Raw genomic sequence first — 23,915 nt, forward strand, 5'->3', positions numbered from 1 at the left:
CTGTCAGTGGCGGGTGTCACTCTTGGCCCATGACGAACGGTGAAGACGCCCTCACAGGGACGGACATGGACTGGGACGCGGCAGCCGCCTCCTTCGACGACGAGCCGGACCACGGTCTGCGCGACCCCGAGGTGCGCCGGGCCTGGGCCTTGCGCATGCGGGCCTGGCTGCCCCGGCACACCTGCGACGTCCTCGACCTCGGCTGCGGCACCGGCAGCCTGTCGCTCCTCGCGGCCGAGCAGGGACACCGGGTCACGGGGGTGGACCGGTCCCCGGAGATGGTCGACCTCGCCCGCGCCAAGCTCGCCGGGCGTGACGCGGCGTTCCTGGTCGGTGACGCCGCGGCGCCGCCGGTGGGGGAGGAGCGGTTCGACGTCGTCCTCGTACGGCATGTCCTGTGGGCGTTGCCCGACCCCGCGCGCGTGCTGCGGCACTGGGCGGGGCTGCTGCGGCCCGGGGGACGGCTGGTGCTGGTCGAGGGTGTGTGGGGGACGGTCAGCCCCGTCGGCATACCGGCGGACCGGCTCACCGGCCTGCTCGCCCCGCTCGCCGAGCAGGTGCGGGTGGAGCACCTGTCGGACGACGAGCTGCTGTGGGGGAAGGCCGTGGACGACGAGCGGTATGCCGTGGTGGCGACCGTCTAGTTCGTCAGGTCAGCCCAGTCGATCAGCCCAGCAAGGACTGCAGGCCGCCCTCGACGGTGGCGAGGGCCTCGAGCTCGTCCAGGGCCGCCACCGCCGCGGCCGCCGCCTCGGGGTCCGTCTCCGCCAGGCCGCTCTCGGCGAACTCGTCCTCGTCGAGGCGGCGTACGTCCGTGCCGTCGGCTGAGCGCCACAGGTCCAGGTCGAGGTCCTCGACGACCAGCTCCGTGCCGGACAGCGTGGCCGGGCGGGTGATGTCGCAGTACCAGCCCTTGAGGGCGCCCGCGGCGTCGCGGACCTCCTTCACGGCGTACCAGCGGTCGCGCCAGTAGTACTCGGTGAAGACGTCGCCCGGCTCGAAGCGGACGAAGCCGAAGTCGCGGACGCCGTCGCCGGACCAGAGGGCGCGGACGGTGATGCGGGTGCCGTCGTCCTGGAGCAGTTCGGCGGGATAACGGATCTTCGTCCGGCCCGCCTTGACGAGAACCACGTCCAACAGGGGTGCCTGGTCAGCCGAGTTCGCGGACATACCGTACCTCCGTCGCACAGATCTCGTAGCCGAGCCACTTGTTGATCGCGAGCATGGGGCCGTTGCCGGTGTCGTTGCCCGTGAACGCCTCCGTGCAGCCGGCGGCGCGGGCGCGGCGCAGCGAGTCGTTCTTGACGAGCTTGGCCAGGCCGCGGCCCCGGTGGGCGCGGGCGGTGCCGGTCATCGCCGTCGAGTAGCGGCCCTCGCCGTCGGTGTACGCCACGGTGAAGGCGGCCGGGCGGCCGTCGACCACCGCCACCGTGGTCAGCTCGCGGTTCAGCAGCGGGTGCTTCCAGGTCTCCTCGATCCAGGCCTCGTAGTCCGTGAACTCGGTGGCGACATCGCTGGGTTCGTCGAGGACCGTCTCCGCGTCCAGCTCGAACAGCGGGCGCGGATCGTCGGTGAAGTCGGCGGCCGTGCGCAGTTCGACGCCCGGTGGGACGGCCGGCAGCGGCGGGAGGGCGCCGTTCGCCAGGTCCAGCCGGAGGAAGTGGCCGCAGCGGCCCCTCGTGTAGCCGCGCCGCTCGGCGAAGGCACGGTTGGCGGGCTCGTCGAGGGCCCAGGCGAGCAGCTTGGTCGCGCCCTGCGCCGCCAGGTACTCCTCGCCGGCCTTCACCAGCAGCCGGCCGGCGCCGCGGTGGGCCCGGTCCGGGCGCACATAGACGTTCAGGCAGCCCTGGCCCGCCTCCGGGCTGTCATGGACCAGGTGGACCTGCGCGGTGCCGATCACCTCTCCGTCCTCCTCCGCGATCAGCGGACGATAGCGGGCGTCGGGGTGCAAGTGGGTCGCGGTGTGCCGGACCGAGTCCGAGGTGAAGAGGATGTATGGCAGGGCCAGACGGCGGACCCGGGCGAAGCCCTCGGTGTCGGCCGGGACGTCCGGGCGGAGCTCGCGCACGATCACTGTCATGAGGAGGCACCGTACGTGGGGAGATGCCGGGGGTGCCTCTCATTTTCCGGCGGCTGCGGGACAATCGGCCTGTGACCTTGAAGATCCATATCGACGACAGTGCGGCGCCGTACGAGCAGGTGCGGGCGCAGATCTCGGAGCAGGCGCGGTCGGGGGTGCTGCCGGTGGGCTACCGGCTGCCGACCGTGCGGGGGCTGGCGGAGTCCCTGGGGCTGGCGGCGAACACGGTCGCCAAGGCGTACCGGGCGCTGGAGAGCGACGGGGTGATCGAGACGCGGGGGCGCAACGGCACGTTCGTGGCTGCCGCAGGCTCGGCCGCGGAGCGTCAGTCGGCGTCGGCCGCGCAGGAGTACGCGGAGCGGGCCCGGCGGCTGGGGCTCACGGAGGCCGAGGCGCTGGCGGCTGTGCGGGATGCCCTGCGGGCGGCTTACGGCGAGTAGTCAGCGGCGTGCGGCGAGCTCCGGCGTACGGGTCACCGTGCGGCCCGCTCGCCTTGCTGCCCTACCGAAGACCACCGCGTCCTCCACCGCCGCCCCGCCGGGGTCGTTGTTGAAGTACGCGTACATGTCCTCGGTGTCGGACCATGTGGTCGCGATGCGGTCGACCCAGGTCTCCAGGGAGCGCCGGCCGTAGCGGGGCCAGGGGCGGGCCCGGCCCTGGTGGAAGCGGACGTACCCCCAGTCGGTGGTGCGCCACAGGGGCGTCACCGGCCGGGCCTGCACGTCGGCCCAGCATAGGGCGGCTGCGCGGGACTCCAGGATCTCGCGGATCTCGGGCACCCACCAGGACTCGTGCCGGGGCTCGACCGCAACCCGCGTCCCGGACGGGAAGCAGGCCAGGCAGGCATCGAGGAGGCCGGGGTCGGCGCGCAGAGTCGGCGGGAGTTGGAGGAGTACCGGCCCCAAGCGGTCACCCAGGCCCGCCGCGTGGGACATCAGACGGTGGACCGGCTCCTCGGGATCCTTGAGGCGCTTGATGTGGGTGAGGTAGCGGCTGGCCTTCACCGCGACCACGAAGTCCCCCGGTACCCGCTCGCGCCAGGCCTCGAAGGTCTCCCGCGTCGGCAGCCGGTAGAAGGCGTTGTTGATCTCCACCGTGGCGAAGTGCCCCGTGTACTCCTCCAGCCACAGTCGCATGGGCACATCCGTGGGGTAGAGGGCACCCCGCCAGTCCCTGTACTGCCATCCCGACGTCCCGACGAACAGGGTCATACCCCCATGTAAGCACTGGGGGGCTACAGATACAGCCCCGCGTCCGCCCCGTCCCGCGGCTCCGGCAGCGACGTCGGGGACGTGCCCCGCTTCAACGCGTACAGCTCCGCCAGGGTCGCCCCCTCCCGGCCGACGCCCTCGTCGCTGCCCAGCCAGTTCACCGCCTCCCGGCGTGTCAGCGGCCCCACCTCGATGCGGGCCAGGCAGCGGCCGGGCCGGACGACGGCGGGATGGAGGCGCTCCAGGTCCTCGTTGGTCGTGACGCCGACCAGAACGTTGCGGCCCTGGCCCAGCAGGCCGTCCGTCAGGTTCAGCAACCTCGACAACGCCTGGCCCGCCGTGTGCTTGGCCTCGCCGCGGATCAGTTCGTCGCAGTCCTCCAGGAGCAGCAGCCGCCAGCGGCCCTTGCCGGACGCGTCCTCCTCGCCGATCGCGATGTCCATCAGGTAGCCGACGTCGCTGAAGAGGCGCTCCGGGTCCAGGACGCAGTCCACCTGGCACCAGTCCCGCCAGGAGCGGGCCAGGGTCCGCAGCGCCGACGTCTTGCCGGTGCCCGGCGGGCCGTGCAGCAGGAGCAGGCGGCCCGCGATGTCCTCCGGGGTCGTCTTCATCAGGCGGTCCATCGCGTCCGCGACCGGCGCGGTGTAGTTGGCCCGCACCTCGTCCCAGGTGCCCGCCGAGATCTGCCGGGTCGTCCGGTGCGGGCCGCGCCTGGGGGAGACGTACCAGAAGCCCATGGTCACGTTCTCCGGCTGCGGCTCGGGCTCGTCCGCCGCGCCGTCCGTCGCCTCGCCCAGCACCCGCGCCGCCAGTTCCTCGCTGGTCGCCGTCACCGTGACGTCGGCGCCCCGGTTCCAGCGGGAGATGAGCAGGGTCCAGCCGTCGCCCTCCGCCAGCGTCGCGCTGCGGTCGTCGTCGCGGGCGGCGCGCAGCACGCGGGCGCCCGGCGGCAGGAGGGTCGCCCCGGACCGTACGCGGTCGATGTTCACCGCGTGCGAGTACGGCTGCTCGCCCGTCGCGAAGCGGCCGAGGAACAGCGCGTCGACGACGTCGGACGGCGAGTCGCTGTCGTCGACGTTGAGCCGGATCGGCAGAGCGTCGTGTGGGTTCGCAGACATGCGGCCATGATCCGGCACGCGGCGCCCCTGTGCACCCGGTTTCCGTGCTACGTCCCGCCAACGGTTCATGTCGGCGCCGTGCCCGATGCGTGCGCCGTATGCCTTCTGTACCCCCTCCGTCCTGTTACAGGACCGTGTAGTGCGAAACCTGCCCGAGCGACTGTCACCCCCGTTACCGTTGTCCTTGATGGGACGTCATGGGTGGAATTCGGGGGCACGGCGGTGGCGGCTCACCGCACTGCTCGGCGTGGGCGCGACGGCTCTGGCCCTGGCCGTCACCCTCCTCACCACGCTTCCGGGGAACGGCGTGAACACCGACGGCACCTCACGCGACGGCGACAAGGTGCACGGCACCCCGACCGCCACCCCGGACGCGACGAACCCCGAGGTGGGCTGGGGGTTCACCCACACCCAGCACAGCGCCGACGAGGGCGCGTCCGCAGCCGTCGAGCGCGTCGGGGGCCGGCTCGCGGACGCCGGGGGACTGCCGCAGATCCAGCACATCATGGGCTGGGGCGCGAACAACCCCGAGCCGGTGAAGGGGCGTTACGACTTCGAGGACATGGACCGGCGCATCGACTTCATCCGCGCTTCCGGCAGCACCCCCGTCGTCACCCTGTGCTGCGCCCCTGACTGGATGAAGGGCGGCAAGGCGGGCGTCGACAACACCGACTGGAGCCAGGCCGCCCTGGAGACGGCGCCCGAGCCCGAGCACTTCGACGACTTCGCCGCGCTCGCCGTGACCGTCGCCAAGCGTTACCCGGACGTACGGCACTTCATCGTGTGGAACGAGTTCAAGGGCTTCTGGAACGACGCCGAGGCCCGCTGGGACTACGAGGGCTACACCAGGCTCTACAACCTCGTCCACAAGGCGTTGAAGAAGGTCAACCCCGACATCATGGTCGGCGGGCCGTACCTCGTGATGGACAGTGTCGACCCGCGCGCCCATGAGGCGTCGACGGACCTCACCGGCCCTTGGGGCGCCCTCGACCAGCGCACCGTCGACGCCTTCGAGTACTGGAACAGGCACAAGACCGGCGCCGACTTCGTCGTCGTGGACGGCTCCAGCTACACCCGGGACGACGAGCTCCTGCCCGACGAGTTCACGGCCACCGACAAGTTCACGGCCGTGAGCCAGTGGGTTCGCCGGCAGACCGGCGACCTGCCCCTGTGGTGGGCCGAGTACTACGTCGAGCCCGCCGACGGCAACGACGACCGCAAGGGCTGGTCCGAGACCCGCCGGGTCGCCGTCCAGGCCGCCGGAATGATCGCCCTGGCCAAGGGCGGTGCCACCTCCGCCTTCTACTGGAACCCGGAGAAGGAGAGGGGCACCGAGTGCGCCGGCTGCCTGTGGACGCCGACCGACACCGCGGGCGGTGGGCAGAAGCTGCCCATGTACGACCTGATCTCCCGGTTCGGCAAGGAGTTCCGGCCGGGGACCGAGTACGCGAAGGTGTCCGTGGACAAGCCCGGCATCCGGGTCCTGGCGACGGACGACGTGGTCCTGGCCGTGAACACCCTCGACCGGCAGACCAGCGCGAAGATCGACGGCAAGAAGGTCGAGTTCCAGGCCTACGAGGTCAGGTGGCTCGAACGCTGAGCCACCCCACCCCTCCTGCTCGAGCTATCCCACCCTGTCACTTGATCGTCAGGAACCGCTGCACCAGCGAAGCCAGCAGCACCGCCAGCAGCGGCAGCGAGAACCAGAAGCTGCTCTGCAGCCACCGCAGTTGCCGCACGCTCGGCGCCATCGCCACCCGGACGACCTCGCGGGCCATCAGCAGCACGATCAGCGCGACCGCCGCGAGCCCGCCGACCACCGACCACGGCGTCCACGTCACCTGCGGCCCGATCGGCCCGGGATCGGCCTTCGGGACCTCGCCCGCGGGCTGCTTCTTCAGCGCGTACATCGTCACGTCGGCGTTGGCGAAGACCTTCTTCAGCTCCTGCCGCTTGTCCAGGTTCTGGATCAGGCGTGTCTCCCACGTCGCCGAATAGCCCACGTCCAGCCGGAGATAGGTGACCTGACCGCGGTTGATCATCAGATACGAGTTCGGTCCCGCGTCCTTGAGCGCCTTCACCAGGCCCGACACCAGCACCGGGTCGACCGGAGCCTGCGTCGGCAGATACGCGACCTTCTCCATGTCCCGCGAGCCCCACGGCATCGCCGGTGTCACGTCGTTGACGGGGTCGCTGCTCAGCCACAGCAGCCTGAGGCTCGGATCGTCATGGGCGTACACGTACTCCATGGCGGCGACCTCGCCGGGCCGCACCCGCTCGAACGGCTCGTTGCCCCAACGGGCCACCAGGAAGCCGCCCATGAGCACCAGGCCGGCCATCAGCGCGGCCAGCGGGGCGAGGCTCACCCGGTCCTTGTCCCGCTCCTTGGCGGTGACGCCGGTGCGCGGGAAGAGGGCGAGCCCGGTGAGCAGGGCCGCCCCGGGCAGGGCGAACATGAAGACCCGCAGGGCCATCTCACCGCCGTACGACTGCATGCCGAAGCCCAGGAACGGCACGAAGGTGAGGACGAGCAGCGAGCGCTCCCGGTAGTGGTGGAAGCGTCGGCGCCACCAGCCCCAGCAGGCCATCGCCATCACGCTGCCGGCGAGCAGCACGCGCGTGTACAGCACCAGCTTGTGGGTGGAACTGCCGCCCTCGATGCGGCCGGAGACGGAGGACGACACATTGCCGCCGACGCCGCCGACGCCACCGAAGAGCTCGTCGAAGTGCCCGGACCAGTACGGCTCGGCCAGGAAGCCGATCCACACGGTGACCATGACACCGAACAGGATGGGCAGGCCGCGCAGTTCGGACTTGCCGATCAGGACGAGTGCCGTGAGCACGCCCAGCATCACGAACGGCGTGAGCTGGTGGGCCGGGACGCTCGCCGCGAACAGTCCGGTCACGACCACCAGCAGGACCGCCCGCTGCCGCCGGTCGGTCGGCTCGACCTCCAGCTCGCCGGGCCGCCACTTCGTCCAGATCACGCGCGGAGCCCGGAACCAGACCAGCAGGATCGCCGCGAAGACGAGGTACAGCAGGTAGGTGAAGCCCTGCGGTGAGAAGTAGTCCTGGCCCACCCAGCCGCTGAGCACGAAGACCCAGATGCCGGTCCACTTGGCGCGCCAGCTCGCCCGCATCGAGCGCACGAGCAGGAACATCGGGACCAGGTAGAGGAGTTGCATGGTGAGCGGCCACCAGCGGATGACCTCGGTGAGGTCGGTGACCCCGCAGGCCTTCGCGACGAACGCGGTCACCGCGAAGAAACCCGGCCAGCTCCAGCGCGCGTCCAGGTCGGGCACGGCCGACCCGGTGCGGTCGATGTAGTCGAGGAACCCGAGGTGCTGCCAGGCCGTGGCGAACCGCGGCTCGGTCTCGATCAGCGCGGGCAGGGAGTGCAGGGACACGACCGTGGCGAGCAGGGTGACCAGCAGCAGCGCCCTGTGCTCGCGGCCCAGCCACAGCAGCGAGGCGAACACGACCGCCAGCAGAGCGGCGCCGACCAGCGTGGGCAGCGGCAGCACCGAGATCAGCCCGAGCCCGCCCATCCCGTCCAGGTCGGCCTCGCCGAGCCGCAGCGCCGGCACCCAGTACAGCAGCAGCGCGGCGATCAGCAGACAGCCGAGGACGACTCCGAGCCGGGTGGGCTGGAGCCGCTCGCGCCAGGTCGGCGAGGGCAGGTCGGGCTGTCGTGGGGGCTCCTCGGGCATGGGCGGCTCTTCCCGTACGGCAGCCTCCTGCCGTACGACGGCCTCCTCCCGTACGGCAGCCTCCTCGCGCTCTTCCGGTACGGCCTCCTCGCCCTTGCCCGCGTCGAAGTCCTCCTCGAACGGGGCGTCCACCTCGGCGGGCCCCAGCGAGGCGTCCGAACCGGGTTCGCGCTTCTCGACCGGCAGCCCGAGATCCACGGTGCGCGCCCAGGTCGGCCGGTGTTCCGGACGTACCGGTGGCGTGCCCGTGGGCGGTGTGCCCGGTCCCGGGCGGACGTCCGGCCGGCGTTCCAGGTGGTCGAAGTCGACGTGGATCCCGAGGGCGAGGGTGTCGGTGTCGAGCGCCCAGCCGGGCATGCGCCCCCGCGCCCCCTCGGGCACCTCGCGCGCCCCCAGGTCGGCGAGGTCACCGTCGGGGGCCGCGTCCTCGGGCACCTCGGCCGACGTCGCCCGTGCGGTCCTGTACAGCTTGGGCGCGGCGATCGCGACGATCACCGCGAGGGACGCGATCTCGGCGACGCCGGCACCGGTCAGGCCCATGCGGGGGAGCAGCACCAGCGTCAGGCCGAGCACCAGGGCGCACAGCAGGCCCTGCAGCCAGGCCAGTCCGGCGGTGCGGCTCTGTGCGCGCAGGACAGCGAAGTACGTCTCCATCACGACCCGCAGCAGCGCACCGACGGCGAACCAGCGCAGCAGCGGGGTCGCCGCGTCCGCGTATCCCTGGCCGAAGACGCCCAGGATCCAGGGCGCCCCGAAGAACAGGACCGCGCAGACGGGCACCATGATCCGCGCCATGCGCTTCAGCGCGGCCCGGGTGTTGGCGGCCAGCCGCCCGGGGGCGTGCGAGCCCTCGACGGTGAGGGAGGCGCCCATGTTGATGGCGAGCAGATTGACGGTGCCGCCGATCGTCGCCGTGATGTAGAAGTACGCGTTGTCCTCGGCGGAGACCTGCGCGGCCACGATCACCGGGATGAGATAGACCACGGCGAGCGAGAACAGCGAGCCGGTGTAGTCACCCGCCAGGAACTTCCCGATCTCCTTCAGGGACGGCGGGCGGGCGTGGTCCTCGGTCGCCTCCTCATGGCGCGGCACCAGACGCCGGAACACCAGCCAGCCCAGCGGCAGCACCGACAGCGCGATCGCCGCGACCCACGACACGAAGACACCGGCGACGGGGAGCGCCACCGCGAAGGCCACCAGCAGGCCCAGCTTCACCGCGGAGAACACGGTGTTGCCGACCGGCACCCACACCGCGCTGCGCAGCCCGGTCAGCACGCCGTCCTGCAGCGTGAGCAGGTTCCAGGCGATGACGGCCAGGACGAAGAAGAGCCCGGCCGTCGCCCCGTCCAGGAACCGGTACGACGGCCCCCACAGGTCCAGCGTCAGCAGGAAGACGGCCGCGGCCAGCGCCACGACCAGGCAACTGCCCGCGTACGTCTGGAAGATCAGGCGGCCGCTCGTACGGCCTGCCACCGGGATGAACCGGGCCAGCGCCCCCGTCAGCGTCACCGCCGTCAGGCCCGCCAGGAACTTCATCGCGGCGATGGCGGCGGAGCCCTGGCCGACCGCGGACTCGGAGTAGTAGCGGGCGGCGGCCAGCCAGAAGCCGAGCCCCAGCACGGCGGAGATGCCCGTGTTGATCATCAGGGCGTAGGCGTTGCGGAACAGCTGACTGCCCCCGGAGGACCTGCCCAGGCCGGGCAGGCGGAGCCGGCGCCCCGACTGCTCGGGCGCCTGGGTGTCGGGCGAGGCGGGCTCGGTCGTGGTCGTCGTGTCAGACACGGGAACGGATGGCCTTCCGGCGGACCTGTCGTGCTCTGCGGACCAGGGCGTAGCCCTTGGTGAGGGCGCGGTCCCCGGCGAAGGTGCGGGCGATCGCACGGCCCTCGACCAGCCGCCCGAACTCCTCGATGCCGGTGGTGCGGCGCACGGTGAGGCGGGTGAGGGCGTACGGCCCCTGACGCCGCCGCGCGAGACCGTTGTTGACGGCGAGCGCCTGGGCGTACCCGGTCTCGCGCACCGCCTCACGCACCCGGCGGCTGGAGTAGCCGTACGGGTAGGCGAACGAGGCCGGGACGGTGCCGAGCTGGTCCGAGATGATCTCCTTGCACAGGATCAGCTCGGAGCGCAGCCTGTCGTCCGGGAGCTGGTCGAGCTGCGGATGCGTGTGGCTGTGGCCGCCGATCTCGACGTCCGCCTGGGCGAGTTCGCGGACCTGGTCCCAGTCGAGCATGGTGTCCAGGCCGCCGCCCATGTCGTGCGGGCCCTTGAGCCAGCCCGTGGAGACGAACACCGTGGCCGGGAACCCGTGCTTGGCGAGCACGGGCAGGGCGTGCCGGTGCACGCCGTGGTAGCCGTCGTCGAAGGTGATCAGCACCGGTCGCTCGGGCAGCGGTTTGCCCGAGCGCCAACGCGCGGCGAGATCAGCGGTCTTCACGGGCGTCAGACCCAGGTCGCCGATCAGCGCCATCTGCTCCGCGAACGCCTCCGGCGCCACCGACAGCTCGCGGGTGGCGTCGTTCGGCGAGGTGGACACGGCGTGGTACATGAGAATGGGCACGCGCCCGTCGGTCATCTGCTTCCCCCCTCGATGCCCGCTTCCCCTCCGAGCCCGGCCACCGAGTACGTAACGCCGCCCCGGCGCGCCCGGACACTCCCCACCACGTACCCACCGGCCGCCGTCAGCACCCCCGCGACGATCGCGCCCGCCCGCCCCGCACCGCCCGGCCGGGCCAGCAGGGCGTCCCGCAGCCCGCGCGCCACCCCTGCCGGCAGGACCCGGGTGGTGTACCGGCGCTCCGACTCGAGTCCCTTGTCGGCGCCGACACTTCGGGCCACCAGCGCCTTGGAGAGCCCCTCGGCGTACGTACGTGTGCGGAAGTACCCGAAGTGCTCGCGTGCCGCGGGCACCCGGTGGTGGATCACCGCACGGTCGTCGATCAGCAGCACCGCGTCGGGCCTGGCCCGGGTGAGCCGGATGCACAGCTCCGTCTCCTCGCAGCCCAGCGGCAGCCGGTCGCCGTCGCGTCCGATGCCGCTGGCGAAGCCGCCCGCGAAGTCGAACGCCGTACGGCGGAAGGAGGCGTTGCCGCCGAGGACGTTGCGCACCTTCACCAGGCCGCGCGGCAGTCCGCGGTAGGTGCAGCCGACGACCCAGTCGAACTCCTCCGGGAACCAGTCCGGCCGCCTCCCCGACGCCCAGATCGGCTCCGTGCGCCCGCCGACGGCCATGACACACGGGTCGGCGTACCCCGCGGCGAAGTGCCGCAGCCAGTCGCGCTCGGCCACGGCGTCGTCGTCGAGGAACGCGATCACCTCGCCGTACGAGGCGGCGATACCGGTGTTGCGGCCGGCGGACAGGCCGCGGGGGCCCGCGTTGGCGAGCACCCGCACATCGGTCGCTTCCTTGTACTCCTTGGTCAGCCGGTCCAGGAGGGTGTCGTTGTGGTCGACGACCAGCAGCGTCTCCAGGGCCGGATACGCCTGCGCCCGCACCGAGGAGACGGCCGCGAGGATGTCCTGCCAGCGCTCCTCGGTGTAGACGCAGATCACGACGGAGATGTCGGGACCGCTCAAGACGCCTCTCCCCGGACCGAGTGAGCCGAGTGGACCGGGCGAACCGAGTCGAGCGTCGGGGAGTGCACCGCGGCGGTGCGGCGGCGCAGCGCACGCCGGTTGGAGCGCTCCTTGAGGATCACCTTGAGCACCCTCAGCCCGTCCCGCACGGCCCGCAGATTGCTCGTGCCGTGGATGCGGAGGTACTCGTGGCTGGGTATCTCCTGCACCTTCAGGCCCGCCTTGACGACCCGGATGTTCATCAGGGTCTCCACCTCGAAGCCGGTGCAATCGAGTTCGATCTTGTCCAGGCAGTGTCGCCAGAACGCGTTGTATCCATAGCAGAGATCCGTGTAGCGGGCGCCGAACTTGCGGTTGACGGCCGTGCACAGCGCCCAGTTGCCCAGCTTGCGGATGAAGGTCATGTCGTCGGTGCCGCCGCCGTTGGCGAAGCGGGACCCCTTGGCGAAGTCCGCGCCCGAGACCAGGGCGGAGACGTAACTCAGGATCTCGTTGCCGTCGGCCGAGCCGTCCGCGTCGACCATCACGATGATGTCGCCGGTGGCCGCCTCGAACCCGGTGATCAGGGCATCCCCCTTGCCCTTGCCCCGCTGCCGCACGACCTTCACGTCCGGCCACAGCTCACGGGCCACTTCGACGGTGTTGTCGGTGGAGTTGCCGTCCACCAGGACCACTTCGTGTATCCAGTCCGGAAGGGTCTTGAAGACGTACGGCAGGTTCTCCGCCTCGTTCATGGCCGGGATCACCACGCTCACCGGCGGCGCGATGGCCAGGTGTGAGGAGACGGGCCGGTACTTGCCGACCGGTGACGGACCGTGGTCCGCGACCGCCGGGCGCAGAAAAGAGCTCATGAGTCTGGTCCCTCTCGTCCGGTGGACCGCCCGCCCCTGGGCGGCCCGGTTGTGTGTCCGGTTCGAAAGGGGGGTTGTTCTCACTCACGGCACGGAGGAACGGATCCCCGAGCGCGTGTGGTGAGCTGGCATGTCTGGCCGACCACCCGAAGATCGGCAGCCGGTCGCGCGGCACGACTCGGTCGCAAGTGCGGACACCTTCACCGAGCACCCCCCTACCGCGCCCCGCTCCGTGACCGCCGCGGTCCTTGAGCCCTCCCCTGGAGCCGCTTGCTGACAGTCCGATGCGGGTGAGATTACGACGGTATTGATGATTGAGCCTGTATGGCAAGAGCTGGAACGAGCCCTCACGTTTTTGTCGGTTTGACCGGAGTTACCGCTCTCCCGAGCGGATCCTCCCCATCCGCTTGAGGAGCCGGTCCGCCGGTTCGAACAGCTCCGGCCGTGACTGCACGGTGTTGCGCAGCGCCCGGACCGGGGCACGGCGTGCCCGGTGTCCGAACGCGACCGGGTGACGCCGGGTCACCCACCCCTCCGACACCGTCAGCTCGCGTGTCTTCAGGGAGTCCTTGTACTCCTTCTGGCCCCGCCCGAGATCCAGATAGGCGATGCCGTCGGCGGCGGCCGCCTCGGCCATGCGCAGATGCAGGACCAGCCCCGGCGAGTACTTCGAGAACGCCGGGTCGTAGGCCGGGAACCAGCACGCCAGCACCCGCTCGGTGCGCAGCCCGAAGTGCGCGGCGATCGGCTTGTCGTTCGCGTACAGCACCGAGAGGACCCCCGCGAACGGGTCGGAGCGCGTGTGGAACAGCTGCTCCACGAGCGCGGTGATCCACTCGTGCGCGAACCGGTCGCTGCGCCCCGTCCTGCGGTACTGCGCGGACTTCCAGGCCATCAGCGTGCGCAGGGCGGCCGGGTCACGCTCGTCGTGCACATACCGCACGCCGTCGTGGTCCCGGCCCAGCTTGCGCTCCTTGGCGAGCGTCGTCCGCGTGAACTTCGGTGACTGCTCGCGCAGTTGGGTCAGATACGCCTCGTATCCCTGGTCGACGTCCATGACCGGGGACGGGTACGTGCCGGTCGCCTCCGCCGCGAACGCCGTCTGGCCCTCCACCAGGTGGTCGAACTCCCAGACGGCGAGCCCGCACGCCTTCAGCAGCTCCCGGGCGTCCCAGGTGAACCCGGGCCGGTGCACCAGCCCCTGGGCGTCCGAGACGCCCAGGCCGATGGCCCGGCCGACACCGGCCGCCGTCCGCTGGAACGGGAAGAACGCGGCGGGCTCCCCGCCCTCCCGTACGACCGCGATCCGCACCCCGCGCCGGCAGCGGCCGACCGCGAGCGCGAACTCGGGCGAGAGGAAGGGGTTGCCCAGTTCCGGCGAACCCTGCAGATGGGCCTTGGACTGCATCGATGTCCATGCCGCCCGGTCGGCGGAGCTGAGCTCGCCGGGGCGGTACACGCTGATGTCCACGTCAGTCAGTCCGCCTTCGCGTCGTACGGCCGCGCAGCCGCCGTACCAGGACCAGCAGGAGAATGAGGGCGCTGATCGCGGTCACCGCCACGATCCCGCCGCGTACCGACCAGCGGTGCACGGCCAGCATGCCCTGGGTCACCAGCATGTTGACGACGACCGCGCCCGCAACCGCGGCGACGGCACGGCCGAAGGGATCCAGCCCGCGCAGCGCGGCGGCGATCGCCACGGCCGGCGCCGCGAGCAGGAAGAACAGAGTGAAGGGGCCGCGCAGCGGCGAGCCCGAGTCGACGAGCGCGAGGATCGCGCCGATTCCCCCCACAGCCGTCGCGGCACCCGCGAGCAGCGGCACCAGGTCCCTCCCCGGCCCTGGTCGCGCCCGCTCGGTGTCCTCAGCCTCGGCTCTGGGTGAAGCTGTCTTGATACGTAAGGTCTGCATTGGCGACTTTGCCCCCCGAAGCGCCGGATGCCGGGCTTCAATGTGGCTCAGTTCCGCGCCGGCCGTCAAGATGCGCATGCCCTCTTGACACTTGCTGGGGTACGGCTCGGCGCATGAGTTCCCCGGAGGCGGCGGGGCCCCCGGGGAACGGTTGCTCAGGTGGTGCGGGAGCGTCCTACGACACGAGCTTCAGCAGCCGGTTCGGCGAGCCGCTGCCGGGGCTGGTGACCACGTTCGTGGTGGCCCCGGCGGTCAGGGCCGAGGCGACCTGGGCCGGGGTGGACGAGGTGTGGCCCGCCAGGTAGACCGCGGCCGCGCCCGCGACGTGCGGGGTCGCCATCGACGTACCGGAGATGGTGTTCGTCGCGGTGTCGCTGGTGTACCAGCCCGCCGTGATGGAGGAGCCGGGCGCGAAGATGTCCAGGACCGAGCCGTAGTTCGAGTAGCTGGCCCGCGCGTCCGAGCTGGTGGTGGCGCCGACGGTGATCGCCTCGGTGACCCGGGCGGGGGAGTAGGAGGAGGCGTTGGCGCTGCTGTTGCCGGCCGCGACGGCGTAGGTCACGCCGCTGGCGATGGAGTTGCGCACGGCCGTGTCGAGCGAGGTGGAGGCGCCGCCGCCGAGCGACATGTTGGCGACCGAGGGACCGGAGTGGTTGTTGGTCACCCAGTCGATGCCCGCGATCACGCCCGCGGTGGTGCCGGAACCCGAGTTGTCGAGCACACGCACGGCCACGATGTTCGCCTTCTTGGCGACACCGTAGGTCGTGCCGGCGATCGTGGTGGCCACGTGGGTGCCGTGGCCGTTGCCGTCGGAGGCGGTGGTGTCGCCGTCGACGGCGTCGTAGCCGTAGGAGGCCCGGCCGCTGATCTGCTGGTGGGTGATGCGGACGCCGGTGTCGATGACGTACACGGTCACGCCGCTGCCCGCGCTGTCCGGGTAGGTGTAGGTCCCGGAGAGCGGGAGCGAGGTCTGGTCGATGCGGTCCAGGCCCCAGGGGGCACTGGACTGCGTGGCGTCCACCCGGACGCGCTGGTTCTGCTCGACCGAGGCCACCGCCGGGTCGGCCGCGAGTCTCCTGGCCTCGGCCGCGGAGAGGGCGGCGGTATAGCCGTTGAGCGCCCTGGTGAACGTCTTCTTCACCGTGCCGCCGTACTCCTCGACCAGGTCCTTGCCTGCGGCCGAGGAGGCCTTGAGGCCCGCGCTCTTCTTGAGCGTGACGATGTAGCTGTCCTTGACCGCCGTGGGGGAGCCGGCGGCCAGGACCGTGCCCTCGGCCGGGGCGGCCTGGGCGGGGAGGGAGGTGAGTCCGCCGACGAGGGCGGCGGTCGCCAGGCTGGTTATCGCGGCGAACCGGACCTTCTTGCTACGCAGTTGTGCCATTACGAGGGAGTCCTCCTCTTGGCGGCGCGCGCCCGGGTGGGGCGCAAGCCTGTGGGGGGTGCGCGCGTGATCGCGGGCACGGCCTCGGAACGTCGCGTTCCCGTTCCGGAGCCGAGGTAAAGGATCTGTGCTCCCGGGGTGACCGACAAGAGAGTTGACGACCTGTCAACAACTCTGTCATGAACACGCAATCGAACTCACAGCGAACCGACAGGGTGGAGGTTGTGGTGACCTGAAAAGTCTTGGCATGGACACTTCCGGTCAACACGCGTAGTTGGTACGACGGTTATTGCAGTGATCCTGCTATAGGGAGGTTCCATGAGACGTTCCCGATTTTCCGTATACGTCGCCTCACTCCTCCTCGCCGTCGGCACCGCCCTCACCGGGGCCGCCACCGCACAGGCCTCCGACACCGCCGCCACCGGCGGCTATGTGGCCCTCGGCGACTCGTACTCCTCCGGCCTGGGGGCGGGCAGCTACGACGCCTCCAGCGGCAACTGCTCGCGCAGCACCAAGGCGTACCCGTACCTGTGGGCCGCCGCGAACTCACCCTCGTCCTTCGCGTTCACCGCCTGCGCGGGCGCCCGTACGAGTGATGTCACGGCCAGTCAGCTCGGCCCGCTCAACTCCTCCACCGCCCTCGTGTCGATCACGATCGGCGGCAACGACGCGGGCTTCTCCGACATCATGACGACCTGTGTGCTGCAGTCCGACAGCGCCTGCGTCTCCCGGATCAACACCGCGAAGGCGTACGTCGACTCGACCCTGCCCGGCAGGCTCGACACCGTGTACTCGGCCATCCGCGCCAAGGCCCCGTCCGCCCATGTGGTCGTGCTCGGCTACCCGCGGTTCTACAGGCTCGGCGTGGCGGGGTGCCTCGGCCTGTCCGAGACCAAGCGCAGGGCGCTCAACGACGCGGCCGACTACATCGACGCCGCGACCGAGAAGCGAGCCGTGGACCACGGCTTCACCTTCGGTGACGTACGGCCCACCTTCACCGGACACGAACTCTGCTCCGGCAGCTCGTGGATGCACTCCGTCAACTGGCTCAACATCCCCGAGTCGTACCACCCGACGGCCGCGGGCCAGTCGGGCGGTTATCTCCCGGTGCTGAACAGCGCGGCCTGAACCCCCGCGCAGCCGGCTCTCCTACGAGCTCGGCGACTCGCTGGGCGTTGGCGAGACCCCGCCCGTCGGGGTCTCCGTCACACAGGTCACCGAGAACGGCACCGAGTTGGACTTCGTCTCCACCGGGTCGCGGACCTCGACGCTGATCTCGTTCTCGAAGGTCCCGCTGTCGTCGTACGTCGTCACGAACGCCCTGTCCTGCTTGGTCCGCCCGCCACCCTCCGGGAACGACAGCGTCTTCCAGCCCTGGTCCATGACGTCGCCGTCCTTCGACACCCAGCGATAGCTGACCTCCGCCGGCAGCCGCCCCACCGTGAACGTCGCCGTGAAGGCGGGCGCCTGGCTCTGCGGCGGCGGACAGGCGCCGGAGTACTCCGTGTTCGCGCCCGCCAGCGTCACCCGCACGGACTGCGGCGCCGGAGCGGTCGTACGGCTGCTGCTCGGGCTCGGCGTCGGGCTGGTGGCCTCGCCGGTCTCCTCGTCGCTCGGCGTGGGTGACGTCTGCACGTCCGTCTGGCTGGTGGTGTCCCCGGAGCCCGCGTCCCGGTCGTTGTCCCCGCGGTTGAGCAGGGCGTACGTCAGCCCCGCCACGGCCAGTGCGACGGCGGCGACGCCCGCGACCAGGGCGACGGCGGCGCGGCGGTTGCGGTCGGGACGGACGGGAGCCGTGGTCGAGGCGGGGGTGTCGCTGCCGGTGACGGGCCGGGTCGGCGCGGGCGGCGGGACCGGGGCCGTGGGGGCGGTCTGCGACGGCGACGGGAACGCCGCGACGGTGGGGGTGTACGGGGCCGCCTGAACGGCGTCCGCCCGAGGCGTGCCTCCCGCGCCGATGATCCGCAGGTCCTGCTCGGCCCGGTCGGCCGGCAGCCGCTCGGCCGGGTCCTTGCGCAGCAGCCCCTCGATGACGGGGGTGAGCGGACCCGCCCGGTGCGGCGGGGGCAGCTCCTCGTCGACGATCGCGCGCAGGGTGCTCAGCGGGGTGTCCTGGCGGAACGGGGAGTTGCCCTCCACGGCCGTGTAGAGGAGCACGCCGAGGGACCACAGGTCTGACTCCGGGCCGGGTGTGCGGCCCAGCGCCCGCTCCGGGGCCAGGAACTCGGGGGAGCCGATCACCTCGCCGGTCATCGTCAGCGCGGAGCTGCCCTCGACCATGGCGATGCCGAAGTCCGTCAGGACGACCCGGCCGTCGTTCGACATCAGCACGTTGGCCGGCTTCACGTCCCGGTGCAGCACTCCGGCCTCGTGCGCGGCCCGCAGCGCGGCCAGCACCTCGGCGCCGATGTGCGCGACGCGCTGCGGGCTCAGCGGACCCTCGGCGTCCAGCAGCTCGGCCAGCGAGATGCCGCGCACCAGCTCCATGACGATCCAGGGCCGGCCGTCCTGCGTGGCCACGTCGTACACCGTGACGACATTGCGGTTGGCGACCCGCGCCGCGGCCCACGCCTCGCGCTCCAGCCGGGCGTACATCCGCTCGACCTCCGGCAGGGGCAGCCCGTGCGGGGCGCGCACCTCCTTGACGGCGACCTCGCGCTGCAGCAGCTCGTCGCGGGCCCGCCACACGGTGCCCATGCCCCCCTCGCCGAGCGGGGACAGAAGGCGGTAGCGGCCCGCGATCACACGTTCACTGCCGTGTTCTTCGGACACGGGCGTCCCCCATTCGCATCCGTGCGCATTCTCCACAAAAGTAGCTCAGCCGAGTGCGGATGCCGCCCCCTGGAGAACCAATCCGGCCCCGATCAGGACGACGAGCACCGCGGATGCCAGCGGCGTCGTCCTGCGGACGAAGACCGTCACCGGGTGGGTCGTCCAGCGGGGACGTCGCTCCAGCACCCGGGTTACTCCTGTACCCAGCCGCACCACGGCGAACCCGGCCGCGGTGAGGGTGAGGGCGAGCCCGACGCCGTACGCGACGACGAGCAGCAGCCCGAACCACGCCTTGCCGAGCGCCGCCGCGCCGACGAGCACGACGACCGCGGAGGGACTGGGCACGAGACCGCCGGCGAAGCCGAGGAGGATCGTGCCGCGGAGGGTGGGGGCGGTGGGGTGGGTGTGGGTGACGCCGCCGTGGGTGTGGGTGAGCGGGCTGTGGGTGGGGGCGTGCGTGTGCGTGTGGCCGTGTGCCTGGTTGTGGCTGTGGTCGTGCTGGTGGCTGTGGTCGTGGTCGTGGTGGTCTGTGGGCGCATGCACATGGACGTGGCCCGGTGTGGGCGTGGGGGACTCCGTCGCGGTGTGGGGGTGCGCTGCGACCAGGACCGGTTGGCGCTCGTGGGGGTGGTCGGTCTCGTGGGTGTGCTCGTGCGCGGGGGTGGGGTCGTCGTGGTCGTGGGAATGCCCGTGTCCGTGCGAGTGGTCGTGCCCGTGTCCGTGTCCGTGCGGGTGGTTGTTCCCGTGCCCCTGCGTGTGCGGGTGGCCGTGTCCGCGGATGTGCCAGGCCCGGCGGGCGAGGGTGACGCCCGCGACGATCACCAGGGCGCCGCTCGTGATGCCCAGCCAGGTGATCACCGACGGTGCCGCCGCCGAGCCGGCCGTGACCAGGAGGCCCAGGGTGACCACGCCCAGGGTGTGGGTGACCGTCACCGAGGCGGCCAGGGGCATGACGTCCCTGAGGCGTGCCTGGCCGCCGCGTGCCGTCGCGACCGCGGCCATGATGGTCTTGCCGTGGCCGGGTGCGAGCGCGTGCATCGCGCCGAGGAAGACCGCGACGACCAGGGCGAGGGCCGCGAAGCCGAGGGTGAGGTCGTGGCGGGCGACCAGGCCGTCCAGGGCGCGCGTCCAGCGGTCGGCGCCGCGCGGCAGGACGGAGGAGGCGGGGGCGTCCTGCTCCGCCTCGGCGAGGGCCGGCCCGCCGGGGCGCACGCGCAGGGACGCGGTCTTGGTGTCGGCCGGGGAGGAGAGCAACTCCCCGGGGTACTCCGTCAGTTCACGGGAGACCGACTCCTTGGGCACGTCCGAGGCGGTGAGTGTCATACGGTCGCCGCGCGCCGTGATCTCCCGCCAGCCGGGGCCGGCTTCCGTGCCCGCGCCGCGGAAGCCGAGGGCGACGGTGGAATCGTCGGTGCCCTCGGGGAGCGGCGCCGTCAGCCGGCACTCCACCCGGAGGGTGTCCAGTCCCGCCTGACCGGGCCGCACGCGCGCGTGGCTGCCGTTCAGCGTCAGCTCGACCGCACGGCCGTCCACGGTGACCTCGCTGCCCTGCGCGGCCTTCGCGCAGCGCTGCCGGGCCCACTCCGTCATGCCCGCCTTCTCGATGTCCGGCTTCGCCTGCGTCGCCGGGATCTCGGCGAGGTCCTCGACATGGTGGACACGCAGTTCGCCGGGGGCGGCGACGAGGCCGTCGTAGCGGTTGACGGTGAAGTTGCCGAGGGGGTGAGCGCCCGCGGAGGAGGCGGGGAACAGTGCGAGGGTGCAGGCCGCCGTGAGGACGGCGGCGGACGAGGCGAACAGCCGACGAGGGGTCACTTGGCCGCCTCCAGGTCCTTGAGTGCCGTACGGGCTTCCCGGGCGCCCAGCGGCGAGAAGCCTGGGTTCAGCTTCAGCGCGGCCTGCAGGTGCTCGCGGGCGTCCTCGGCGTGGCCCGTGGCGCGCTCGATGATCCCGCGGTGGTAGAGGAACGCGGCGTTGCGGTAGCCGGTGGCCGTGGCCCTGCGGGCGTAGGGCAGGGCTTCCTCGTCCTTGCCGTTGACGTGCAGCGCCCAGGCGAGTGCGTCCGCGGTGTGCACGGTGTGGCGGCGGTTCCACTCGGCGCGGGCGGCGCGCAGGGCGGACGCCTTGTCGCCGTGGTCGGCTGCGGCGAGGGCGGTGTCGAGGTCGGCGTTGACGCCGTTGGCGCGGGCGAGGGCCGTCCAGGCGTCGACGAGGGCGTACTGGTCGTCGGCCTTGGCCCTGTCGCCGGCCGCCTCGTACAGCTCACCGAGCTCGACGAGCGGGCCGGGAAGGGGGTAGCGGGCGACGACGTCGGCCAGGCCCTTCGCAGCGGCGTCCCGTTCTCCGCTCGCGGCCTGTGCGCGGGCGCGGCCTTCGAGGGCGGGGACGTAGTCGTCGTCGGCGGCGAGCGCGCGGGCGTAGTGGGTGAGGGCCGCCTCGTAGTCGCCCTGGTTCCAGGCGAGTTGGCCGAGCTGGGTGGCCACGTAGGCGATGTCGCCGGGGGTGACTGCGGAGGAGAGGGCCTGCTTCAGTACCCGCTGGGCCGTGCGGACGTCGCCGCGCAGTTCGCGCACGTACGCATACCGCGTGAAGACCGGGATGCCCGGGCGGCGGTCGTCGGCGGTGTCGGCGGCCTTGGACGCGTCGGCGTAGCGGCCGAGTTCGACCAGGGCGTCGATGCGGGTGCACAGGGCGCGTTCGCTGTACGGGTTCACCTTCAGGGCCTGGTCGGCGTACGTCAGGGCGTCCTCGAAGTCGTGCCGGGCGGCGGCGAGGGCGGCGCGGCCGGCGAGGGCCTGGTCGTTGTCGGGCTTGAGTGCGAGCGATCGCTTGAAGGCCTGGTCGGCCTGGGGGTAGCGGGAGGGGTCGCCCTTGGTGCGGGCCTGTTCGACGTAGGCCAGGCCGAGGGTGGACCAGCTGGTGAAGTCCCTTGGCTGGGTGCGGAGGTGGGACTGGAGGGAGGTGATGCCTGCGTCCAGGTCGCCGCTTGCGAGGAGGCCGGGTGGGACGGCGGCGGAGGCGGGGGCGGCGGTTGCGGGGCCGTTGTCGTGTGCGGCGCCGATCGCCATGGATCCGGCGGTGAGTGCCACGGCCAGCAGGGCGGCGCAGCCGGCGAGGTGGAGGGCGTGTCGGCGGCGTCCGGCTGCGGCGATGCGTCGTACGGCGGCGATGCGCTGATCCTTGGTTTCCTCGCCCCCGCCGCCCCTACCCGTCCCATCCTCCAGGGGCTCTGCCCCTTCGACCCCGGTCCTGGGGGCTGCCGCCCCCAGACCGCCGCTCCGGCCCTGAAGGGGCCTCGTCCTCAAACGCCGGACGGGCTGCTTTTGCCGATCGGCGCCGAGAGGTGCTGCCGCGCTCGTCCTCAGACGCCGGACGGGCTGGATACTGCGCAGCCGCCTCACGGCCGCAACGCGCTCTTCGGCCCCCGCGGCAGCGGCATCCGCACCGGTGGCTGCGCTGGTCTCCTCGTTCTCCGGTGCGTTGTCGTTCGTACGCGGGGCCATGCCCTCTCCTCGATCGGCTTTATGGCAACGGTGGTTGTCACGTGCTGCGGCGCGGCCCGCGCCGTGGGGGATGAGTACTACGCGGGCCGCGCCAGCTCTGTGGGGAGCGCCGAAGGCCTAGTACGCCCGCTCCCGCATCCGGCGCCACCAGGCCAGGGCCCCGCCGATCAGCAGGACTCCGATCGCGCCGGCGCCGGCCGAACCGGCGATCAGGGTGGTGTTGTCGGTGCCGCCGGAGGCGCCGGCCGGCTGGAGGGCGTCGCCGAGCTGGCTGCGGACGTCGGTCTCGCCGTCCGTGCCCTTGGCGAGCGGGCCCCGCGAACCCTCGGTCGGCAGGGCGACGTACGGGAAGGCCTTCTCGAAGTCCTTGTCGTTCTTGTCGACCGCGTCACCCAAGTCGTTCTTCGCGCCGAGGAGTTCACCCTCGACGACCTGGAGCGAGGCGTCGATCACGTCGTCGGTGAGGCGACGGCCGTTCGGGAAGCCCGCGTTGTCGCCGTCGAGGACGCCGAGCCGCTTGGGTTCGGCGGTCGGCTTGATCGAGGTGTTCAGGCGCAGCATCTCCGACGGTGTCACGTGCGGCGGCTGGTTGAGGTCCTTCACGCCCTTGAGGAAGACGTCGACCAGGTCGTTGCGCGGCTCGTCGGGCGCCGGGATCTTGTAGATCGCCTCGATGAGCTTCGGCAGCTCGGGGTTGGTGACGTTCTTCAGGAACTGGGCGTCGTCCCAGGGTGCGGACGCGTTGAACTTGTCCTTGTCCTCGAGCGGGTTGACGACCTCGTTCACCAGCGGGTTGCCCAGGCGCGAGACCTGCTCGAAGTAACCCTTGGCGTTCTTGCGCTGCGTCGTCGACCAGATGCCGACGACCGGCTGGTCCGCCGACTCGGCGATCATGTGCGTCGGGACCTGCAGGGCGATGGAGTTGACGTTGTAGCCCTTGAGCGTGTCGTTGCCGACCTCGGAGAGGTTCCCGCCGTAGAGGAGGTCGAAGACGCGCAGGTCCAGGAAGAACGGGTCGTCGGCCTGGCCCGCGAACGTCGTCGTGCCGCCGTGGAGTTCGTGGACGGCCTGGTCGCGCAGCTTGGCGTAGTCCGGCATCGACGCCTTGCCGACGTTCGAGGGTGCTACCGGCACGTCGTTGGCGATCTTGGTCTTCGACACCAGCTTCTGCTTCTTGAGCTTGATCAGCTCGATGTCGTACGTCTGCGTGATGTTGAGGTCGGGGTCGTCCAGACTCTCGACCGGGCCGGTGTTGTACAGGAACGTCTTCTTGTTCTTCGTGTGCGTGTCGAACGTGAAGCGGTAGAGCAGCTCGCCCTGCGCGTCACCGTTGTTGTCGATGTGGATGTCGTACTGCGCGTCGTCGGCGAACGGGAAGAAGTTCGGTCCGCCGGCCGGCTCCTCGAACGGGATCCAGTTCGCGATGATCGTCGTCGTGTCCGGCTTGTCCGGGCTGACGAACGCGTACACGTCCGTGTTGTCGTACTGCGGCGTCCCCGAGATCAGCGGGGCCTCCCGGTGGCTGGAGGCGGAGGCCGCCCCCGGTGCCAGCGCGGCGACGCCGGCGGCTGCGAGCCCCCCGGCGGCCAGCGCACCACATACGAGGGTCACGATGCCCTTGCGTCCCGCACCGCTCCTGGAAATAGGTGTCATGCCGTCCGTCCTCAGTGCCAACTTGCCTGACGAACCCGATTCGGAGCCGTCGCCAGGGTGGATTGGTCGAATCCCAAGCGTTCTTACGGCGGGACTCCAAAGTTGTTTCATTCGGCGGGCGACCCGCGTTTTCGGCGCGCTGATCCGTAA

General features: G+C 71.3%; 19 protein-coding genes. 4 read left to right on the plus strand and 15 right to left on the minus strand.

Features of this window, described 5'->3' with window-relative positions:
* Positions 1 to 29: 29 nt before the first annotated feature.
* Positions 30 to 644: a class I SAM-dependent methyltransferase gene (locus ACZ7L6_RS34060; protein WP_471930680.1), complete on the plus strand. Its 615-nt coding sequence runs from the start codon at positions 30 to 32 to the stop codon at positions 642 to 644.
* Between the two features lie 22 nt (positions 645 to 666).
* On the opposite strand, the gene ACZ7L6_RS34065 is transcribed toward ACZ7L6_RS34060, so the two are convergent.
* Together ACZ7L6_RS34065 and ACZ7L6_RS34070 are read right to left on the minus strand one after the other, a co-directional pair.
* Positions 667 to 1,170, minus strand: coding sequence for a ribonuclease FAU-1 family protein (locus ACZ7L6_RS34065; RefSeq protein ID WP_471930682.1), 504 nt, complete (start codon positions 1,168 to 1,170; stop codon positions 667 to 669).
* Positions 1,151 to 2,080 (minus strand): GNAT family N-acetyltransferase, encoded by a 930-nt coding sequence (locus ACZ7L6_RS34070; protein ID WP_471930684.1) that lies wholly within the window; start codon positions 2,078 to 2,080, stop codon positions 1,151 to 1,153. The genes ACZ7L6_RS34065 and ACZ7L6_RS34070 overlap by 20 nt, the downstream gene beginning before the upstream one ends.
* Before the next feature lie 71 nt (positions 2,081 to 2,151).
* Between ACZ7L6_RS34070 and ACZ7L6_RS34075 the strand changes: the two genes are divergently transcribed.
* A complete protein-coding gene (locus ACZ7L6_RS34075; protein ID WP_471930686.1) occupies positions 2,152 to 2,520 on the plus strand; it encodes a GntR family transcriptional regulator in 369 nt (122 codons plus the stop codon).
* On the opposite strand, the gene ACZ7L6_RS34080 is transcribed toward ACZ7L6_RS34075, so the two are convergent.
* Positions 2,521 to 3,291, minus strand: coding sequence for a DUF72 domain-containing protein (locus ACZ7L6_RS34080; protein ID WP_471930688.1), 771 nt, complete (start codon positions 3,289 to 3,291; stop codon positions 2,521 to 2,523).
* Positions 3,292 to 3,314: 23 nt separating this feature from the next.
* Entirely contained in the window at positions 3,315 to 4,409 is a 1,095-nt protein-coding gene (locus ACZ7L6_RS34085) for a DUF5925 domain-containing protein (RefSeq protein ID WP_471930690.1), read from the minus strand.
* Positions 4,410 to 4,596: 187 nt separating this feature from the next.
* Here ACZ7L6_RS34085 and ACZ7L6_RS34090 point away from each other — a divergent pair, with 187 nt between their 5' ends.
* Positions 4,597 to 6,009: a GH39 family glycosyl hydrolase gene (locus ACZ7L6_RS34090; protein WP_471930692.1), complete on the plus strand. Its 1,413-nt coding sequence runs from the start codon at positions 4,597 to 4,599 to the stop codon at positions 6,007 to 6,009.
* Positions 6,010 to 6,046: 37 nt separating this feature from the next.
* Here ACZ7L6_RS34090 and ACZ7L6_RS34095 read toward each other — a convergent pair whose 3' ends face one another.
* The 7 genes from ACZ7L6_RS34095 to ACZ7L6_RS34125 form a co-directional block, all read right to left on the minus strand.
* Positions 6,047 to 9,901 (minus strand): lipopolysaccharide biosynthesis protein, encoded by a 3,855-nt coding sequence (locus ACZ7L6_RS34095; RefSeq protein WP_471930694.1) that lies wholly within the window; start codon positions 9,899 to 9,901, stop codon positions 6,047 to 6,049.
* Entirely contained in the window at positions 9,894 to 10,694 is an 801-nt protein-coding gene (locus ACZ7L6_RS34100; protein ID WP_471930696.1) for a polysaccharide deacetylase family protein, read from the minus strand. The genes ACZ7L6_RS34095 and ACZ7L6_RS34100 overlap by 8 nt, the downstream gene beginning before the upstream one ends.
* A complete protein-coding gene (locus ACZ7L6_RS34105) occupies positions 10,691 to 11,695 on the minus strand; it encodes a glycosyltransferase family 2 protein (RefSeq protein ID WP_471930698.1) in 1,005 nt (334 codons plus the stop codon). The genes ACZ7L6_RS34100 and ACZ7L6_RS34105 overlap by 4 nt, the downstream gene beginning before the upstream one ends.
* Positions 11,692 to 12,546 carry a glycosyltransferase family 2 protein gene (locus tag ACZ7L6_RS34110; RefSeq protein ID WP_471930700.1) on the minus strand — a complete coding sequence of 285 codons (855 nt, stop codon included), beginning with the start codon at positions 12,544 to 12,546 and terminating at the stop codon, positions 11,692 to 11,694. The genes ACZ7L6_RS34105 and ACZ7L6_RS34110 overlap by 4 nt, the downstream gene beginning before the upstream one ends.
* Before the next feature lie 373 nt (positions 12,547 to 12,919).
* Positions 12,920 to 14,017: a GNAT family N-acetyltransferase gene (locus tag ACZ7L6_RS34115; protein ID WP_471930702.1), complete on the minus strand. Its 1,098-nt coding sequence runs from the start codon at positions 14,015 to 14,017 to the stop codon at positions 12,920 to 12,922.
* 1 nt (position 14,018) lies between these two features.
* Positions 14,019 to 14,369 (minus strand): hypothetical protein, encoded by a 351-nt coding sequence (locus tag ACZ7L6_RS34120; RefSeq protein ID WP_471930704.1) that lies wholly within the window; start codon positions 14,367 to 14,369, stop codon positions 14,019 to 14,021.
* Between the two features lie 262 nt (positions 14,370 to 14,631).
* Entirely contained in the window at positions 14,632 to 15,837 is a 1,206-nt protein-coding gene (locus ACZ7L6_RS34125; RefSeq protein WP_471930706.1) for a S8 family peptidase, read from the minus strand.
* A 318-nt stretch (positions 15,838 to 16,155) separates the two neighbouring features.
* On the opposite strand from ACZ7L6_RS34125, the gene ACZ7L6_RS34130 reads away from it, so the two are divergent.
* Positions 16,156 to 16,965: an SGNH/GDSL hydrolase family protein gene (locus tag ACZ7L6_RS34130; protein ID WP_471930708.1), complete on the plus strand. Its 810-nt coding sequence runs from the start codon at positions 16,156 to 16,158 to the stop codon at positions 16,963 to 16,965.
* A gap of 21 nt (positions 16,966 to 16,986) precedes the next feature.
* On the opposite strand, the gene ACZ7L6_RS34135 is transcribed toward ACZ7L6_RS34130, so the two are convergent.
* The 4 genes from ACZ7L6_RS34135 to ACZ7L6_RS34150 form a co-directional block, all read right to left on the minus strand.
* Complete coding sequence (locus ACZ7L6_RS34135) at positions 16,987 to 18,609, minus strand: serine/threonine-protein kinase (protein WP_471930710.1); 1,623 nt, start codon at positions 18,607 to 18,609, stop codon at positions 16,987 to 16,989.
* A 45-nt stretch (positions 18,610 to 18,654) separates the two neighbouring features.
* Positions 18,655 to 20,424 carry an urease accessory protein UreH domain-containing protein gene (locus tag ACZ7L6_RS34140; RefSeq protein ID WP_471930712.1) on the minus strand — a complete coding sequence of 590 codons (1,770 nt, stop codon included), beginning with the start codon at positions 20,422 to 20,424 and terminating at the stop codon, positions 18,655 to 18,657.
* Positions 20,421 to 22,112 carry a tetratricopeptide repeat protein gene (locus ACZ7L6_RS34145; RefSeq protein ID WP_471930714.1) on the minus strand — a complete coding sequence of 564 codons (1,692 nt, stop codon included), beginning with the start codon at positions 22,110 to 22,112 and terminating at the stop codon, positions 20,421 to 20,423. Before ACZ7L6_RS34145 ends, ACZ7L6_RS34140 begins: the two co-directional genes overlap by 4 nt.
* Before the next feature lie 117 nt (positions 22,113 to 22,229).
* Positions 22,230 to 23,765: a DUF4331 domain-containing protein gene (locus ACZ7L6_RS34150; RefSeq protein ID WP_471930716.1), complete on the minus strand. Its 1,536-nt coding sequence runs from the start codon at positions 23,763 to 23,765 to the stop codon at positions 22,230 to 22,232.
* Positions 23,766 to 23,915: the final 150 nt, after the last annotated feature.

This window comes from Streptomyces sp. NPDC107522, assembly GCF_055657525.1.

Excerpts from the sequence above, each read along its gene's own strand:
- ACZ7L6_RS34060 (WP_471930680.1), top strand. The coding sequence starts at position 30 with ATGACGAACGGTGAAGACGCCCTCACAGGGACGGACATGGACTGGGAC.
- ACZ7L6_RS34065 (WP_471930682.1), bottom strand. The coding sequence starts at position 1,170 with ATGTCCGCGAACTCGGCTGACCAGGCACCCCTGTTGGACGTGGTTCTC.
- ACZ7L6_RS34090 (WP_471930692.1), top strand. The coding sequence starts at position 4,597 with ATGGGACGTCATGGGTGGAATTCGGGGGCACGGCGGTGGCGGCTCACC.
- ACZ7L6_RS34080 (WP_471930688.1), bottom strand. The coding sequence starts at position 3,291 with ATGACCCTGTTCGTCGGGACGTCGGGATGGCAGTACAGGGACTGGCGG.
- ACZ7L6_RS34130 (WP_471930708.1), top strand. The coding sequence starts at position 16,156 with ATGAGACGTTCCCGATTTTCCGTATACGTCGCCTCACTCCTCCTCGCC.
- ACZ7L6_RS34085 (WP_471930690.1), bottom strand. The coding sequence starts at position 4,409 with ATGTCTGCGAACCCACACGACGCTCTGCCGATCCGGCTCAACGTCGAC.
- ACZ7L6_RS34070 (WP_471930684.1), bottom strand. The coding sequence starts at position 2,080 with ATGACAGTGATCGTGCGCGAGCTCCGCCCGGACGTCCCGGCCGACACC.
- ACZ7L6_RS34150 (WP_471930716.1), bottom strand. The coding sequence starts at position 23,765 with ATGACACCTATTTCCAGGAGCGGTGCGGGACGCAAGGGCATCGTGACC.
- ACZ7L6_RS34125 (WP_471930706.1), bottom strand. The coding sequence starts at position 15,837 with ATGGCACAACTGCGTAGCAAGAAGGTCCGGTTCGCCGCGATAACCAGC.
- ACZ7L6_RS34110 (WP_471930700.1), bottom strand. The coding sequence starts at position 12,546 with ATGAGCTCTTTTCTGCGCCCGGCGGTCGCGGACCACGGTCCGTCACCG.
- ACZ7L6_RS34145 (WP_471930714.1), bottom strand. The coding sequence starts at position 22,112 with ATGGCCCCGCGTACGAACGACAACGCACCGGAGAACGAGGAGACCAGC.
- ACZ7L6_RS34100 (WP_471930696.1), bottom strand. The coding sequence starts at position 10,694 with ATGACCGACGGGCGCGTGCCCATTCTCATGTACCACGCCGTGTCCACC.